At 38.7% G+C, this 16,942-nt stretch carries 16 protein-coding genes; 1 reads left to right on the forward strand and 15 read right to left on the reverse strand.

Going from position 1 to position 16,942, the window contains the following annotated elements:
- Nucleotides 1-208 precede the first annotated feature (208 nt).
- On the forward strand, nt 209-1,033 hold the full coding sequence (locus tag KS419_RS11480) for a hypothetical protein (RefSeq protein ID WP_217066549.1): 825 nt from the start codon (nt 209-211) through the stop codon (nt 1,031-1,033).
- A gap of 18 nt (nt 1,034-1,051) precedes the next feature.
- Here KS419_RS11480 and KS419_RS11485 read toward each other — a convergent pair whose 3' ends face one another.
- From KS419_RS11485 to KS419_RS11555, 15 genes are all read right to left on the reverse strand, one after another.
- The gene (locus tag KS419_RS11485) at nt 1,052-1,771 is read right to left on the reverse strand and encodes a TVP38/TMEM64 family protein (RefSeq protein WP_217066550.1); all 720 of its coding nucleotides are present in this window, start codon (nt 1,769-1,771) and stop codon (nt 1,052-1,054) included.
- 134 nt (nt 1,772-1,905) lie between these two features.
- Complete coding sequence (locus tag KS419_RS11490) at nt 1,906-3,591, reverse strand: methyl-accepting chemotaxis protein (RefSeq protein ID WP_217066551.1); 1,686 nt, start codon at nt 3,589-3,591, stop codon at nt 1,906-1,908.
- 180 nt (nt 3,592-3,771) lie between these two features.
- Entirely contained in the window at nt 3,772-4,956 is a 1,185-nt protein-coding gene (locus tag KS419_RS11495) for an MFS transporter (protein ID WP_217066552.1), read from the reverse strand.
- 389 nt (nt 4,957-5,345) lie between these two features.
- Nucleotides 5,346-6,434 (reverse strand): hypothetical protein, encoded by a 1,089-nt coding sequence (locus tag KS419_RS11500; protein ID WP_217066553.1) that lies wholly within the window; start codon nt 6,432-6,434, stop codon nt 5,346-5,348.
- Between the two features lie 250 nt (nt 6,435-6,684).
- Entirely contained in the window at nt 6,685-7,512 is an 828-nt protein-coding gene (gene nadE / locus KS419_RS11505; RefSeq protein WP_343215056.1) for an ammonia-dependent NAD(+) synthetase, read from the reverse strand.
- Nucleotides 7,513-7,517: 5 nt separating this feature from the next.
- On the reverse strand, nt 7,518-7,826 hold the full coding sequence (locus tag KS419_RS11510; RefSeq protein WP_217066555.1) for a hypothetical protein: 309 nt from the start codon (nt 7,824-7,826) through the stop codon (nt 7,518-7,520).
- Between the two features lie 183 nt (nt 7,827-8,009).
- Nucleotides 8,010-8,237 (reverse strand): small acid-soluble spore protein Tlp, encoded by a 228-nt coding sequence (tlp, locus tag KS419_RS11515; protein ID WP_217066556.1) that lies wholly within the window; start codon nt 8,235-8,237, stop codon nt 8,010-8,012.
- A gap of 81 nt (nt 8,238-8,318) precedes the next feature.
- The gene (locus tag KS419_RS11520) at nt 8,319-8,831 is read right to left on the reverse strand and encodes a DUF4352 domain-containing protein (protein WP_217066557.1); all 513 of its coding nucleotides are present in this window, start codon (nt 8,829-8,831) and stop codon (nt 8,319-8,321) included.
- 68 nt (nt 8,832-8,899) lie between these two features.
- A complete protein-coding gene (locus KS419_RS11525; protein WP_217066558.1) occupies nt 8,900-9,316 on the reverse strand; it encodes an acyl-CoA thioesterase in 417 nt (138 codons plus the stop codon).
- Between the two features lie 2 nt (nt 9,317-9,318).
- Nucleotides 9,319-11,661, reverse strand: a complete 2,343-nt coding sequence (locus tag KS419_RS11530; RefSeq protein ID WP_217066559.1) for an AAA family ATPase — start codon at nt 11,659-11,661, stop codon at nt 9,319-9,321.
- A gap of 125 nt (nt 11,662-11,786) precedes the next feature.
- On the reverse strand, nt 11,787-12,005 hold the full coding sequence (locus KS419_RS11535) for a hypothetical protein (protein WP_217066560.1): 219 nt from the start codon (nt 12,003-12,005) through the stop codon (nt 11,787-11,789).
- A gap of 191 nt (nt 12,006-12,196) precedes the next feature.
- Nucleotides 12,197-12,841 (reverse strand): hypothetical protein, encoded by a 645-nt coding sequence (locus KS419_RS11540; RefSeq protein ID WP_217066561.1) that lies wholly within the window; start codon nt 12,839-12,841, stop codon nt 12,197-12,199.
- A 703-nt stretch (nt 12,842-13,544) separates the two neighbouring features.
- Nucleotides 13,545-14,405: an AraC family transcriptional regulator gene (locus KS419_RS11545; RefSeq protein ID WP_217066562.1), complete on the reverse strand. Its 861-nt coding sequence runs from the start codon at nt 14,403-14,405 to the stop codon at nt 13,545-13,547.
- A gap of 93 nt (nt 14,406-14,498) precedes the next feature.
- Nucleotides 14,499-15,443, reverse strand: coding sequence for a DMT family transporter (locus KS419_RS11550; protein WP_246593798.1), 945 nt, complete (start codon nt 15,441-15,443; stop codon nt 14,499-14,501).
- Nucleotides 15,444-15,649: 206 nt separating this feature from the next.
- Nucleotides 15,650-16,936, reverse strand: coding sequence for a glycoside hydrolase family 18 protein (locus KS419_RS11555; RefSeq protein ID WP_217066563.1), 1,287 nt, complete (start codon nt 16,934-16,936; stop codon nt 15,650-15,652).
- Nucleotides 16,937-16,942 lie beyond the last annotated feature (6 nt).

The raw sequence follows: 16,942 nt of genomic DNA on the forward strand, positions 1-16,942 counted from the left end.
TTCGGAAGTGACAACTGAAGTCAAAGAGCGGACTTCTGTTGTCATTTCTCCACTGCCCTACGCTCGTGACCATAGGCGCTTGCGCTTTTCTTATTTAAAATAGAATTATCCTTTATTCTGTCAAAGATTTCCCAAATCCATGCAACAATGATATCACCTTTAGCTATTTTCATGTTATAGTTGACAAAAAAAGATTGGAAGATAGAAGATGTCTCAAAACATCGCCCTCGTTACAGGGGCAGGAGAACAATTCCAAACGGAACAGGACCATTTTACCTACAGTTTAAAACAGGGAATCACCCACTACAAGCTTGGAACTGGAGAACAAGAAGATGATGATACAACACTCCCGATCCATTGGGAAACCATCTCACACCTCTTCAAAAACTATGATCAAATCCTTTTATTAGGGTGCCTTCCCACTAATGACAAAATGCTCCAGGGAAACGGTGGAGATCTAAGGGAAATGATAATCCATCTGTTTTCCATAGGATCTATATTCTATAAAAAAGAGGTAGTGATGTTACAAGATGGATACAACGATCGGGAATTAAACTTTTTAAAGGAAAAACGCAAGCTCCCCCATGTCAGAAAAACAAAAGGTACAGTCACATCCATTCAAAAGATAGAAACAAGGAAACAACAAAGCTCTATTGAATGGGTTAATGATTATGTTGCCTTTCTCCGGTCGTTAACGAAAGGAATCATTCAGGTGGAGCAAAAAGATCACTTATATTTCTTCAAGGTAATGGGATTACCCTCTCCACTATTAACCTTAGAAAGAATCACCGATTCCGCTTCCCCTAATATGGTTGAGATTAGTATTAGAGGTGGGATTCTAAATAAGGAGCGGTTCCATCAAAAACCATTAGGGAGATTTTGGTTTGTCCTTACGGAAACACATCTCTTCACAGCATTAGTACATTTTAAACCTTCTTTGCCCTGGATAATATACAGATTAAGTCAAGGATGGATTCATCACATGGTCATGGAGCGCTTTAAAATGAAACTAGAGAAGAGACAAATCGAATAATTGTCTTTCCTTCCATTATTAACCAGTACTTTTTTTCAATATTCCCCTTACTGTTCGTGCTCGTTGTTGTGGTATTAATCGTTTCTTTTGATAATAACGGTAACTATAAAAACCAACTAAAGTAATGACATAAATGATATACCCAACTAAATACGGAAGAAAAATCGATTCTGTCATCCACAATGGTGCAGACAACAAACTTAATAGCCACACCATAGAGATATTCCCTAAAACGGAAGACCATACATATTGTTGAAGGGTAACTGGACTAAGAGCGGCAGAAATAGAGATGAGATTACTGGGGACAAAAGGGATACTGCGCAATAAGACAATAATTAAAACACCATAAGTAGTCATTAAACGAAGTAACCAGTTTAATGTTTTTTCCCGTTTGTTCCAAAAACGCTCTACCCATTGGCTACTGAAGGAGTCTGTTAACCAATAACAAACAAGAGCACCTAATGTAGCACCAATCACGCTAATAATAAAACCTCCGACTACTCCAAAAGAAATAAAGTGTAAGATAATTAATATGAGGACAGGAAAAAGTGTAAAAATACCTTGAACAATCATTAATGGAATCGTAACCCATAGGAGGCTTAAACCTAATTCTCCGAGAAATGACTCTGCTGTAAAGTATTCAATATCCTGTTGCATAAACAGACCAATCCAGTCCCAAACCATATATATTATAAATCCAATGAATCCTAACAATAAAAGGATTCTTATATACTTCATGTTATCACCTAGTTCTATTAAATTGCTGGAGATAAAATAATATCCCCGGTTCCTATATTATACCTGATAAAAAAGAGAATGGGCACATAAAAACCAAACTGCCTACCGAAAAACAGTTTGGTTCTAGTTAATTATCAGATTCGAAATTTCTCAACTTCTCTCTTTAATTCAGTTGCCAAGTCACTTAAGTGTTCAGCTGCAGCAGTTATTTCCTGTATCGATGATAACTGATTCTCTGTTCTGGATTGAACTTTCTTAAATTGATCAGATGTTTCTCCAGCCATTGTTGCCATTTCCTCAACAGAGGCACTGACTTGTTCGGAACTTGCCGACATTTCCTCTGAAATTGCGGAGACTTCCTGAATTTGTGTGGATACTTGAAGAATCGAATTACTTATCCGTTTAAAAGCTTCTCCCGCTTTATTAACGATAATAATTCCCTCTTTCACTTCTTTAGCACCTTCACTCATCTGCACTACAGCCCGGTCCGTTTCGTCCTGAATTTCTATAATGACATTACCAATTTCTAGCGCGGATTTCCTGGATTCTTCTGCTAGTTTTCGGACCTCATCCGCAACAACAGCAAATCCAAGACCATGTTCCCCTGCCCGTGCTGCTTCAATTGCTGCATTTAGTGCCAGAAGATTTGTCTGTTCTGAGATATTTGTTATTATCTCTACAATAGAACCAATTGATTTTGATTTCTCTCCTAATTCATTCATCACAGATGAAGTCTCCATTACCGAAGAAGATATGGAACTCATTTGTTCCACTGCTTTATTAATATCCTGATTACCTTTTTCCGTCTGGTTGGTCGCTTCTTGCATTGACTCAGATACTACCAAGGATGATTCGGCAATCCTGAATATGCCTTGTGCCATCTCTTCCATCGCTTTCGCACTCTCATTTGAACTTTCCACCGTATTCACGGCACTTGATGCAACCTCTTCTGTGGTGATGGCAATCTCTGTAGTAGCTTTTGAGGTGGTGTCCGCACTGGAGGAAAGATGTTCAGAAGCTTGGGCTACCTTATTACTCGTTTCCATTGTCTGACGAACGAGCATCCGCAAACTTTTTACCATATCATTCACTGCATTTGTCAGTTGACCAATTTCATCTGTGGATTTAGTAACTATACTTTTTCCAGCAAGATCCCCTTTAGCGACTTGCTCGATTTTCCTTACGATCTTTAAAATTGGAGTGACGATTTGTCTCGCTACAAAAATAGCTACAAAAATGGCTACAATTACTCCTATGACTGTCGCAGCAATATTAAAAATTCGTACCGTCTCCCCATCCGAAATTAAACGGTCTCCGAGAGCGGTTATCGATTGCCTTTCAGAAATAGCCAATTCCCTAAATCCTTCCTGTACTTCCTCAGCAATGGGGTCTAACTGATAGCGGACAGTAATTAAGGCCGTATCTCTCCCATGTTCTAGATAGGATGGGAAAACACGGGTAATTGTTACATAATTCCAATGATTGCTTTGTTTGACGAGGTGGGAGACTTGTTCCGATTCTCCAAAAAAGGTGAGAAGTTCTTCCCCAAGCAGCTCACTTTCTTCTGCCATATCAATAAATCGTTCCCGGTATACTTCGTCCCCACTTAATATGTAAGCCCGTATACTTGCCATTCGATCTGCCATGTTATAGGCCATCTCATCACTCGTTGACATCCTTGCTAAGTCCTCCGAGATAATACCTTCCACATTATTATTTACAACAGAAAGGGTATACACCGAGTAAGATGATATGGCAACTGTAATACATAAAATAATTCCAAATCCAAATATTATTTTTGCCCGCAAACTCTTTTTCACATCACCTGACCCCTTTATCTCTATTTTAAATTATCAAAAAACTAGTATTAATATATCATATTCAAATACTAGAAAGGTGGGATATGCTATGAAAAATGTCGAATCTCAACAAAAAAAGACAAGAGACCTATCTCTTGTCATATTTTCTCCCACCTATTTTCAAAAGAGACTTTATTTACTTTACGTTGACCTTAATTTTTCAAGCTCTTTCTTACCCTCATCACTTCTAAAATAATATGCTCGGTATATAAAGGAACCAAACACGCCAATGACACTAAATACAGTCATCACCATATATAACGTTCTTGGATTAAATAAATCAATGATATTTCCACCTAAAATGGAGCCGATTACTCCTGCAAAGCCGAAAAATACGGCAATAAACAATAGATGACCTGTGGATTCCAGTTCTTCTGGTATTAATCTTCCAACAAACTGAAAGGCAGTTAAATAAAATATACCAAAACAAATACCATGAAGTACTTGAATCGCTAGCACTAAATTTGGATCAGGGACTACTGACATTAAAATCCATCTAATAGTATATAAAATCGCTGCAAAATGAATTAATGTTAGGGGATGGAATTGCTTCAGCCAATAGTAACTGAAGGCAAAGACTGCCGCTTCCGTTAATACTCCTATAAACCAGGCCCAACCGATATATGATTCACTTCCACCGATGGCAATAATAAACAGACCAATAAATGAATCGTTCATCCGGTGGGTTAAACTTATGGTCAGAATCATTGCTAAAAAAAGAGCTAACTTCCCATTTTTAGCCAGCTTTAAAGCATTTATTAATTGAACTGGCTTCTTAGAAGGTGCACTATCTGGAGAAAGAAAACAAAATAAAGCTGCAATGACAAGGAAAAACGCATAGACATAATAAATGTTCCCAATACCGATAATCGCAAATATATACCCACCGACTAAGGATGAGATACCAAATCCTAAAGAACCCCACATTCGAATACTTCCGAATGAAACGTTCGTTCGAACAGAAACCTTTTGTGCCAGACTATCTCCTAATCCCCCAACCGGTGAGGTAAAGGAGAAAAAGACTGTCATCATCGCCATTAATAAAAAGAACTCTGTCATTTGAAATAATAAAAAGCCTGCTCCTAATGCAGACGTTAAACAGATTAGCAATACCCTTTTCACTGTTTTCCATTTATCACTCATAAACCCCCAAAAGGGTTGTGCAATAATTGCTGCCGCAGGACCAATTGCCAATAGTGATCCAATTTGGGAACCTGACAATCCTTGAGATTGAAAATAGATTGGCATATAACTGACTAAGATAGTCATGGAAGAGTGAAAGAAAAATAAAAAACCTTTTAATTTCCATACAGAAGATTGCAACATTATCGATCCTTTCGTATCTACAATAAGAACACACATTGAACGCATGTAATCGTAATTGATTCAATGTTGTTTATTATACCACGATCATTGATGAACATATATGATAACTATTTTACTTCTTTTTCATGCTTATTAATCTATAATGTTGACTTGTGTCTTTGCTCCCTTATTCAGCACGTATAATTGCCACATCTTATTTTTCACGTGTCAATCCAAAACAACGAAAGCCGTTATCAGAATAGAAATTTCAAAAAAAAATAAGCGTACAATTTAACCACAAATTGTACGCTCATACTTTTCCTTACTTAAAAATCGATATAATTCTCTAGACACCTCATTCTTATAAAGAACTCCGTTATTTGAGCACTGGCTCCTTTTTATCGCTACAATCATTTTTTGGTTAAACGATTCAAAAGTCCTGTGATAACTTCTTCTGTTTTTTCCTCGAACATTTTCTCTTTCGTGGCATCAAGATAAATACTGTCCAGCAGGCGGTCGATTTCATTTGCCTTGTGAAGATACTTCGTTCCTGTTTTCATTATCTGCTTATAAGCTTCACTTATTTCTTCTAAATTCTCTTCCTGTTGCCTTTCCACGCTAGGATCCATACACCGTTTAAACATATCTACTGTTACATCTCCACTTCTTTCAGGGTTTATTACATGTGGTGGTGTTCCGTCAAGAATCGCCATCTTTAACGCAGGAATCACAACCATGTCCAGGCTATTAGGATCTAATCCACAGGGGAAATATTGAACAGATAAGGATTTTTTTTCTGCAACTGATCCGATCTTTCTCATCAACGTGGACTTCCCGCTTCCTGATCTCCCCTTAATGATCACCCGATGTTCCAAGTCCTCTGTTATTTTATCAATAAAGTTAATCGGACCATATGCTGTTGCTGCCCCGAAAAAATGATTTGAAACGATCGGTTCCTTTTCCTTACATTGGCTTGCAGAAACCCAATCAGAAATTAGTTCCTCTGCCACTTTGTCTGCTTTTAGAAAATTCATCCCTTCCAAATAAATTTCCTCTTTCTTTTCATGAATCTCTACCCCTTTTGCAAAACAGCGATGGGCCTCATCCCTTAACCGCTCCAATTCATTTAATAATAAAAGTAGTTTCGCAGAACGGGATTTTAATTTTTCCTCCGTGACAGTATCATGAAGAGACAGTGTTTTATATCCCAAACCAGAATACCGACTAGAAGGCAGGAGTGGGCTATTATCAGCTAATACTAACAACTTTTCCTTGGGGGTAAAGAGGGCTTCCACTATTTCTCCATTGTCCGGGTGAACATATACTTCCACTTCCATTCCCTCGGAATCCATTGCCTCTGCTGCTTTCTTCAAAACACTCCCCTTTGCACCCGTACTATTTCCTGTTAGTATAAATACCTCTGAACTTTTTGCCCAAAAGTCTTCTATTAAGCTGTAAAAACCTTTACTCGTATGACCGTTCATAAAGTATGTTTTCACTTCATACTCCCTCCTTACGTTTCCCTTTAGAATATTCCATATATGCCCAAATGGTGAAACAGAGTAGTGAATTCATGTAAGAAAACCTCCGCAAACTGGCAGGAGAAGGGATAAAAAAAGATGATCGACAGATTTATTCCAAATCCATACGCTCATCTATACTTAATTATAAAATCGCCGAAATCACTTTTGTTTTGTTACACTTATGTAAATAAGGTGATCATTCTGTTTACATCGATTATTGCTTGTCCTATTTCCACCAACTGTCAAATAACGTTACTGGCAATTGCCGCTTATGTTCTGTTTGAAGGTACCGTTTCTCCACATTTTCCTGTGCAGGTTCTTCAATCTCTTTTCCTTCTAAATAATCATCGATCTGATCATACGTCATTCCAAGGGCATCTTCATCTGGACGGGACGGGATATTTTCCTCTAAATCAGCAGTAGGTATCTTCGTGAAGATAAAGTCAGGTGCGCCCAATTCCTTTAATAGTGCTTTTCCCTGTCTTTTATTTAACCCGAACAAAGGAGTGATATCACAAGCACCATCGCCGAATTTCGTGAAAAAGCCAGTTACAGCTTCGGCAGCATGATCTGTTCCCACGACAAGACATCCGAAATGAGCCCCCACGTCATATTGCACTTTCATTCGTTCCCGCGCTTTCGTATTCCCTTTTACAAAGTCTGTTAATTCTTCTCCCGTTGCTTCGATGAATTGCTGATAAGAGGCATCTACAGCCGGTTTAATATTCACCGTGAGTCGGTGGTAAGGTTGAATAAAATCTAATGCTTGCTGAGCTTCCCCTTCGTCAGCCTGTACTCCATAGGGTAAACGTATCGCATAAAAAGTGTAGTTATCTGTACCTTCTTCTTCATTTAATTCCTCCATGGCTAGCTGAATTAATCTTCCTGCCAATGTGGAGTCCTGACCGCCGGAAATTCCAAGAACGTATCCCTTTAAACCTGACTTTTTTAAATAATCTTTTAACAGATCCAGCCTGACTCTAATCTCCTGTTTCGGATTTATCTCCGGTTTGACATGCAATGCTTTGATAATTTCCTGTTGTTTTTCAGTCACTGCAATCATCCTCCCTTTTTTTCTAATTTAAGTAATTGTTCATATTGCCCTTCCTGTTTTAAAATTTCCCTTTGTCTTTCCCCAAGTAAATCGAAATGTGGATAACGCTCTCTATCGTGAACCCATTCCCGTCTCAAACCATATTTTTCCCCCCACAGGAATAACCTCTCCTTGTTAGAGCATCCCACTTTCGTAACAGTTTTGCAATGGGGGAATCTATCATCTATCCAATAGTGAGTTAGAAAGGCAAGTTCTCCTCTTCTGACTGCCTGTTTCCATTCCTTCAAGTCATGTTTCGTTATTCCAAATGCCATCCTATGTTACTCCCTTCACACTATCCATTTAACTATGATTGATTATATGATTCAACTAAAAACCATTAGAATGTAAGGGAATCTCACATGATTTTTTGATGATAAACTCTTAATTTTTTTATCTAAAAAAGGAAGAACATTGGTGGGATGTCCTTCCACGTGGTGTAAACTGAAATTCTGCTATTAAACTCTGCCGTTTCTTCGGTCGGCTTTTTCGTCGGCTATTTCCGCTTTGAAACTTTCAATACTTTCTTGACGTCGGTGATTTTTTTCAGCAATAGCATCCTTTTCTGCAGCTGTCATATCTTCATTATGCATGGTTTCTTCTGCCGCTTCCATATTCTCTTTTGTATTCTCCACCATTTTTTGAAGTCTTTCCACATTATTTTTTCGATTATCTGGTTTTGCCATTTCAGATCCTCCTCAAGTATAAAATACAAAGATAGTTTGTACATGAGAAAGGTATCTATTCTAAAAATCAGTAAATTCACCTTAATTTAATTCTGTATCATCTAGATGAAATGTCCATATATGTTCAGTTTTATCTGGATCAGATAAAGGAATGGCAAACGTCAGTGTATATTCCTCAGAATGTTCCTGGTCAAAGAAGACTTCTCCATGAACCGTTTCTCCCGGTTCAATGCGGTCAGGGACAAGGGTTAAAAAGTCACTGTACCAATTCTCTGCAGTCTTATTTTCTTTGCTCAATAAGGTGGCACGAGTAATATCTTTCCCAAGGAGGACACTGTCCCCTGTATTCTTGATTTCAATGTCTAAAAGAAAGAAATAATCTTGAACTGGTGTCCGACCTTTGTATTCTTCCAAACGTTGAATCTTATGGACCTTCATCTCATAATTTCCTGTATTACTCTGAACAATTCCCGTTTCTCCGATCTTTAACAACAAATCTCCCTCATTGTCAGAACTTCCTGCTGTTTTTCCCCCACAGGCAGTCATAATACTCAAACTCAAACAGGCAATGATTAGAACCAAGACTTTTTTCACCTTGAATCTCCCCTTTAAACTAGAGTATGAGGATTTTTGGATTAGGTCATTAGTGAACACAGGCGCATTTATTTTTTATTTTTCTCGTACACCTCATGCCATTCCGGAAAGTGTTTTTTAATCGAGATAGGCCGGAACGTCTCCTTATCCACACAAACGTGTTCACTCGTCCCAGTTAAACAGACCTGGTCTTTTCCATTTCTTATTTCGTAACCATATTTCACCCTGATGCCATTGTATTCCTCTATCCACGTTTGAACGATGACACTTTCGCCATACTTCGCAGGAAACTTATAGTTCATGTTGAGGCTCGTTACGGGAGAAAGAACCCCTTCCCGTTCCATATCAGCGTATTTAAAACCTAAATCTTCAATCAAAGTTGTTCTCCCAATTTCACACCATATTAAATAGTTTGCATGATACACTACGCCCATTTGGTCCGTTTCTGCATACCTTACTGGGATCGTCGCTGAAGAGATAACCATTTTCATTCCACCTCATTTTCCAATATCGAAAAATCCTCCCTAATTAATTTCGTGAAATCTTGATCAAAATCCTCTTTTTTCCCTTGAATTAGTCGATAGGCTTGTCGTTGAATCGCCACTTCCACAAGATCTTTCATGGCTCTTCCATTCCCTTCAGGCTTGTTTTTCTGGAAGGACATATTCAATTCTGCCAACGTCTCCTTATCCACTTCATAGCCAAACTGGAGGATGTAAAAGTGAAGGATCTCCACGAGTTCTAGAGAAGTATAACTTGGAAATTCGATCGTTTTTTTAAATCGGGAGGCAAGGCCAGGGTTACTTTGAATCAGGGCATTCATAGGATTCGAATATCCCGCTAAAATAACAACAAGGTTCTCATTATGTTTTGTCATTTCCTCAACGAGAGCATCCACTGCTTCTTTCCCGAAATCCTGTGATCCATACAATAAAGAATAAGCTTCGTCGATAAACAAAACTCCACCGAGCGCCTCTTTGATTTTCTTTTTTGTTTTCAAGGCGGTTTGTCCTGTGTACCCTGCAACAAGATCACTCCTCCCTGCAACAACCATATGACCACGTTTTAATAATCCCAATTCATGCAAAATCTGCCCATATATTTTCGCAACGGTTGTTTTTCCTGTGCCCGGTTCTCCTGTGAAAATCGCGTGTAGTTGGATCGGAACAGATGGTAATCCCTTTTTTTCACGGATTTTTTGTACTTCCACAAAAGATATTAGCATCTTTACTTGATCTTTGACTTCCTTTAGTCCAATCAGGTCATTTAATTGCTTTTTCGAAGAACGTTCATTTCCATTGTTATTATCCGAATTCCTTTGGAAGGATTCTTTATCTAATAACGTAAAATCAGCCTTCGAGAATTGCTCCAGTTTAACTGCTGCTGCTCCCTTTTGAAAAATCGCATCGAGTACGATGTTTTTAACGGTTCTGGCATTCCCAAAGCTTTCATCTACCTGCTCTGTGACAATTCGTTTCCGAAGTTCTATTATTCCTTCTTCTGTGATGGCAAAATCATTATCCAGTGCCACTTGTTCTCCAATCTCAACGAGCTCATCGATACTATAATCAGGGAGGTGTAGATGATTACTTTCCGGAAAACGGCTCCTCAAACCTGGATTACTCCAGAGAAAATTCCTCATTTCCTCTGGATAACCTGCTAAAATCACGGCAAATTTCCCAGCATAGGTGTCACTAGTCATGGCAGAAACGAGTGTATCTATAGCCGTTTGACCATAATCATTCCCACTTCCCCCTTCCCGCTTCAGACTGTATGCTTCATCAATAAAGAGGACTCCTCCAACGGATTTTTGAACGAATTGCATCGTCTTTTCCTCTGTCTGACCAACGTAGGCTCCTACTAGTTGAGATCGGTCCGCTTCTATAATTTGCTCCCGTGGGAGTACCCCTAAGTCATGATAGATTTTCCCCAACAGCCTCGCGATTTCCGTTTTTCCGGTACCAGGATTTCCAGTTAAAATCATGTGAAGGCTTTGATTATTCTGCAGATGGTAGCCTCTCTTTTTCCGTTCCTTTTCATAGATTAAATACTGATAATATTGATGAACTTTCTCTTTTATTTCTCCTAGACCGACCATTGTATTTAATTTCATCAAGGCACTTTCTTCTTCGTTGGCAAGTACTTCTCTCCACTTATTCCAAGCCTCGTTTTTCTCTACCACCATTTTTGACGATTGCTGGAAGACTTCATGCTTCTCTTTTGAAAAATATATTCCGCTAATCGTCTGTTTATATATTTCGGCATTTTCTTGAACCGTTTCAGCAGCATTGTTTAACTCTAGAAGTATCTTTTTTCCCCTTTCCAAGTCATCTACATGATTTTGTTTTTGCAGCCTATTCGCTGCCTCGATCACTATAGTCATTTTTCCGATCATATGAGTGGCTTTTTGAATGATTTCATCCATAAGCACGGTGACATGATGTATCGTCTGTTTTTTCCCTTGACTGTGGTCTGTTTCTCTGATCTTTGGAATATCTCCTTCTAATAAAGATTGATTAATACTTATTTTGTAGACTTCACTAATAACCTTCGCCACATAATCATTCTCATGGGCCAACTGCCAAGCTTCTGTTAGTCGTTGTTCCACCTTTTCATCTATAGTAAGTTTACGATTATATCTGGAGATGCCTGCCATGGACTGAATAATTCCTTTAAGTATATTTATTTCCCTATCTTCCTTATTATCAAATTCTTCCAGAGCGGCAAGGGCACGGAGTATTTCTGTTTCATTAAGTTTAGAGAACGGCATTGCCATCCATGTTTCTATTTGCGCTCTCACGTTAAAGGTACTTGTGTTTTCCAAATTCATCTGTCGACCCCCACTTTCATTAATTATTTTATCACTGGGAAGAACTAGATGAAACCAATAGGATTGAACGAGGTTAAGCTCACCGATAACAAAAAAAGCCTGCCGGAAAAAGTTTCCAGACAGAACTATAGTCGAATCGTCCGAATATAATCGAGAATTTCCTCTAAATACACTTCTTTATTCTTCACCACCTCCATCTTTCTATGTTCAAATTCATGGAGAATTAATTCCAACTCTTCTTTTAACCCTTCTGCACGAAAACCTTTCTCCATATATTGCCGCACGTTTAAGTAATGATTCAACAGTTCCTGTTCCGAAAGCCACTTATAATCTTGCACTGGCATCCTAATATTCCCCCACATGTTAATATTATTTTCCTAGTGTATTCACGGGAAAAATAAGGTGTGAAAAGAAAATAATGACAAATAAGGAAAGCTGGATCTAGACAATTTGCCCAAAGATGTCAGAACGTATAAATCCTGCTGTTAAAAATAGAATTCCACTATTAAATATTTCGATTTAGCCTGGGTTAGGCTCACTCATCAAAAGCATAGACCAATTCTTTTATTTGATCTTTCACTTCTTCGTGGGTCATCTTGGACGTAACTTCTACAAAAACACGGTAATACGTTCCGTCTCTTTCTACTTCAAAAATAAAGTATGCTAAACTACCATTGGATGTCATAACGCTATCTTCATAATCAAAGAGAATTTCTTTCCCATCCACTTCGATTCTATCAAGTTCTGATCTATCTTTTAGTGGACTAATAACTTCAAATGGACTCCTTTTAATATCTAATTGTATAGGTAGTATAACGTCATTCTCTTCAAAGTAAGGACCATAAATCCTGTATCCTCCAGTTCCATCAACTGGATCTAGTTCTCTCGAATTCTCAAGCATCGCTTTTTCCATATCTGTGGTTATTAAAATATCCGCATTATACGTGACAAAAAGTTTTTCCTCTGTTTGATCTGCTTCGTCTTGAGGTACAAAATATAAATCCACTATCGTATAATCATCGAAATATGGGAGGGAATATGGGAATGTAACGTGCTTTTCACCAGCTTCATAGACATAATCCAGATGTCTTCTCTCTTGATTTTCCCCAGTTCCAAGTTCAGTGCACCCTAATAGGTTTAAAAAGAAGAAGATTATTGCAAAAGATATTATATTTTTCAACAAGAATACCACCATCCTTTTTAGCTCTCAGACCATCTTTAATCTATTATAAACTACTGGAGTCCAAGTTTCGGAAATTTTATATTTTTAGGCTCTTTTCTTAAACTTTGTTCCTTTTTGAGAATAGCTTGGAGAAGTAAAAGTGGCGGCTCCAGTGACGAGCAAATCCCTTTGAATAAGCTACAGAGCAATGCTTTTAGAGGAAGAGACAGGAAAGCGAGGTAAAGACCCCGCAGAGACGGTATTCGTCGAGTCAGGCTGAGAAGGGTTTCGGTCGGAAGATGGGGCAAGTTGTACTCGAACGGGGAGGCAGAGATGGATTTCGGTCGGAAGATGCCTCAAGTTCTTCCCAAACAACGAGGCTGTTTCTTCCTCTACTAGTAAAGCTTTGTAGTGTATCCGTCGAAACAAATCGCAGTGGATTCGACGAAGCAACCCTCTTTGAGGCCGTGCACGCGACAAAGAAGACACAGCGAAGAATGAGCAGATGTCGCACTTTTGCCTGTGGTGAAAGCTTCCGCCTGTAGTGTATCCAAGCAAAAATTTTGCTTTAAAATCACAAACAACAATCTATACGAGAGCCTATTTTTAAAAAAACGAGCTTTATGAAATACAGCCCGTGATTATACCAACACTTTCCTTTCCCTGTCTCTGAAAGGTTATTTAAATTTCTATTCTATTAACATCACTGAAAATACCCCTACTATTTCTTCTGAACAGGAATCCAAATTTCACAGAAGCAGTCTGACGGAAAGTCCTCGGAATATAACTCAAAATCCGTATCGTCGAGCATCTCGTACTCTGAACCTGGAAGAAACTCTTTAAAGATTTTATTCCAAGTATCTGCGATACAATCTGAATTTTCACCAATACATTTAAATACTGCCCATAAACTAGGCTTCACTTCCCATTCGGTATATCCTTCGGGGATATTTCCTCCAATAAATCCCACCCCTATACCATAATCAAAATAGGTACTTTCCTTTGATATAGGCGCACAAAGCCCATACATATCATTGTTAACAGCATGTTGTTTTAAGGTATGAAACGTTCCATCGTTACTTGATCCTTTCCAAAAATCTGCAATTTCCGTCGTTCCGTCCTCCGATACTGTCTCATTCTTAAACTTTTTAACTTTAGCCAATACATTAAATCCTTCTCTCTTTTCCATTCGGTAGTCCAATATCCTGCCACCTTCCAATTTAATTTTAACAAGAAGTTGATTAAAGGATTTTAATTTTACACCTGCACGTCTAGCCAGATTTGGAGTAATTCCGTGAAACCTGGAGAATGCTTTTGTGAAGCTCTCCGGGGAATCATATCCATATTTAAATGCCACATCTATTACCTTTAAATCAGACACGGATATTTCCTGACCTGCCATCGATAACCTTCTATTCCTGATATACTCCTTGACTGTCATACCTGTTACCATACTGAATATTCGATGAAAATGATAACTTGACATATGAAGATGTTTTGCCACGTCTTCATAGGTAATCGGTTCTAGTATATTTTTTTCAATAAAATCAATTGCTTTTTGCAAGCTTTGAATAAAATCCATTACGTCACCTCCCATAATCAAATTGTACTACCCCGTATTTATTTCATCCTGTCTTGTCTTGCTCTGTTTTGTCCATCATGCACAGTTAAAAGCTTAATTGCTTTTTTTCAGTTCAATAGGAACTTCGTTTTTATCCCGGTTCATTTTTTTCTTCTTTGCTCTCGTCCCCACCGTCACGCCTGTCAAGACTAGAACAGCGCCAATGATATGAACCGGTAAAAGAGGTTCCCCTAATAAAATGACAGCCAAAATAACCGCAGAAAGGGGCATTAAATTAATAAAAATGGACGCTTTGGCAGCACCGATAATCTTAATTCCCTGATAATACATAATAAAGCTCGCAACAGAAACGATTATACTCATATGGAGAATGGAACCCCAAGTTAGCATACTGGCGTTTGTGACCTGAGGCCATGTAACATCCATCATCGCAAACGGAAAAAGCATCACTGTACCGAAGACAACCGCATAAGTCGTGCTCACGAGAGAACTAAAAGTCTGTAAAGCTACTTTTCCCAGTACACTATATAAAGCCCAACAAATGACCGCAATCAATAAGACAAGATCAATCGGTTCAAAGCCTGTACGGATGACACTTAGGAATTTCCCTTCCGTGATGATAACTGCAGCTCCTGTTAAGGCTAAGGCAAGTCCTATCAAATTGCGGGACGTGATTTTCTCTTTTAAGAAAAGTGCGGATAGTAATATAATTAGCACTGGATTAGACGCAATGAATAAAGAACTTTTCACAATCGGGGCTTCCTTTGTGGCTATAAAAAAACAAATATTATAAAGGGCAATACCAGTCAGACCAAGTAACGCTAACAGAACCCATTCCTTCCCTTTTGGACGGGGACGATTTTTTCCCTTCATCCACATGAGTGGCAAGAGTATGAGAGAAGCGAAGAAAAACCTAAAAAAAGCCACCGTAATTGGTGAAAAATCTTGTGTTGCATAATTTCCTGCAATAAATGCGCTGCCCCAACTACTTGTTGCAAGGGCAAGCATGACATAAACGAGCCAAGGATGTTTTGACATCAGCTTCACCAACCTAATTTGTTATAATGTTTCGTTATTCGAAATATTACACGAAATTGTGGCTTTTAGCTAGTTTTTTTTCCGAATTTCAATCTTCTAACATACGTTATTTCTTAAGTCTCAGCACCTCTCGTTTTCTGTGAATCAAAAAACTGTCCCGCCAGTTATTTAATTAGCGGAACAGTTAAACACCGATAAACCATTTTTTAAAATTTCTTTATATCAAATTGATCGTTTAGTAATAACCAATTTTGAGTGAACGGAAGTCCTAATTTCCAATAACTAATACCCCGTAAACCCAGCTCTTTGATTAAATCAAACTTTGCTTGAATACTTCTTGCATCCTCAAACCAAACGACATGTTCTGACCCTGCATCGTCTACGTACTCAAAAAATGGCGCCTGCGATTCTGCATCATACTGGATCGGAACATTTCTTGAAAATGCCAACTCCACCGCCCGATTTGGACTAAGTGCTCTTGCGTATTCTTCTCCCGGTTCATACGGTAATGTCCAATCATAACCATATAAATTCTGACCCATCATGATCTTATTAGCAGGCATCTCTGTCAATGCATATTCAATGACTTCCCGAACCGGTCCAAGTGGAGAAACAGCCATCGGCGGACCTCCACTATAGCCCCATTCATATGTCATTAAGACAACAAAATCTACTATCTCCCCATGGGCACGGTAATCATGGGCTTCATACCATTGACCAGGCTGATCGGCTCTTGTTTTCGGGGCTAAGGCAGTGGATACTAATAACCCCTCCCCTCTTAATCTTTCTACTGCCTTCCGTAAAAATTGATTATACCGCTCCCGATCTTCTGTCCTTAAAAACTCGAAATCAAAATGAACATCACGGTATCCTACTTCCTTAGTAATTTCAACAATTTGATCGAGCATTGTATTCTGGGCCGTTTCGTTTGTTAAAACAGCAGCACCAACTTCCTCACTAAACGCTCCCTCTTCCAAGTTAGTAATCGTCATCATTAAACCAGCATTATTCGCTGAGGCAATCTCTGCAAAAGCATTGAGAGGTGGAACTGTTAATGTTCCATCTCGATTCAATTGATAACTAAATGGTGCCAGATAAGTTAAGTAAGGTGTCCTGGAGCGGGCTGATTCTTCTAATTCAGGTGATACAGATCCACCAATAGGTTCTACATAAGCGTTAGACTCTAATGAAACTTTCGGTCGTGGCGGAATATAAAGTCTCGTATTCACTTGCAGCGGAGCATCTAATGGAATCTGATTAATTTGAGCAAGTTCCTGTGCAGGAATTCCAAACTGCTGACCAATACTGTACAAGTTATCTCCCTGACGCACCCAATAAAAAGAACCTACAATTGGAATAACAATACTTTGACCAACGACTAGACGATTAGGATCGGGAAGTTCGTTCGATCGGGCAATCTCCTCTGGAGTAGTTCCATAGGCTTGTGCAATACCATATACCGATTGCCCTTCCTGAACCACGTGTATTTGCATGTTCAT

Source organism: Evansella tamaricis, from assembly GCF_019042215.1.
Lineage (GTDB): Bacteria > Bacillota > Bacilli > Bacillales > Salisediminibacteriaceae > Evansella > Evansella tamaricis.

Bases quoted from the DNA above. Each gene is read 5' to 3' on its own strand.
- KS419_RS11480 (WP_217066549.1), top strand. From the start codon at position 209: ATGTCTCAAAACATCGCCCTCGTTACAGGGGCAGGAGAACAATTCCAA.
- KS419_RS11485 (WP_217066550.1), bottom strand. From the start codon at position 1,771: ATGAAGTATATAAGAATCCTTTTATTGTTAGGATTCATTGGATTTATA.
- KS419_RS11495 (WP_217066552.1), bottom strand. From the start codon at position 4,956: ATGTTGCAATCTTCTGTATGGAAATTAAAAGGTTTTTTATTTTTCTTT.
- KS419_RS11510 (WP_217066555.1), bottom strand. From the start codon at position 7,826: ATGGCATTTGGAATAACGAAACATGACTTGAAGGAATGGAAACAGGCA.
- tlp (WP_217066556.1), bottom strand. From the start codon at position 8,237: ATGGCAAAACCAGATAATCGAAAAAATAATGTGGAAAGACTTCAAAAA.
- KS419_RS11525 (WP_217066558.1), bottom strand. From the start codon at position 9,316: ATGGTTATCTCTTCAGCGACGATCCCAGTAAGGTATGCAGAAACGGAC.
- KS419_RS11530 (WP_217066559.1), bottom strand. From the start codon at position 11,661: ATGAATTTGGAAAACACAAGTACCTTTAACGTGAGAGCGCAAATAGAA.
- KS419_RS11535 (WP_217066560.1), bottom strand. From the start codon at position 12,005: ATGCCAGTGCAAGATTATAAGTGGCTTTCGGAACAGGAACTGTTGAAT.
- KS419_RS11545 (WP_217066562.1), bottom strand. From the start codon at position 14,405: ATGGATTTTATTCAAAGCTTGCAAAAAGCAATTGATTTTATTGAAAAA.
- KS419_RS11550 (WP_246593798.1), bottom strand. From the start codon at position 15,443: ATGTCAAAACATCCTTGGCTCGTTTATGTCATGCTTGCCCTTGCAACA.
- KS419_RS11555 (WP_217066563.1), bottom strand. From the start codon at position 16,936: ATGCAAATACACGTGGTTCAGGAAGGGCAATCGGTATATGGTATTGCA.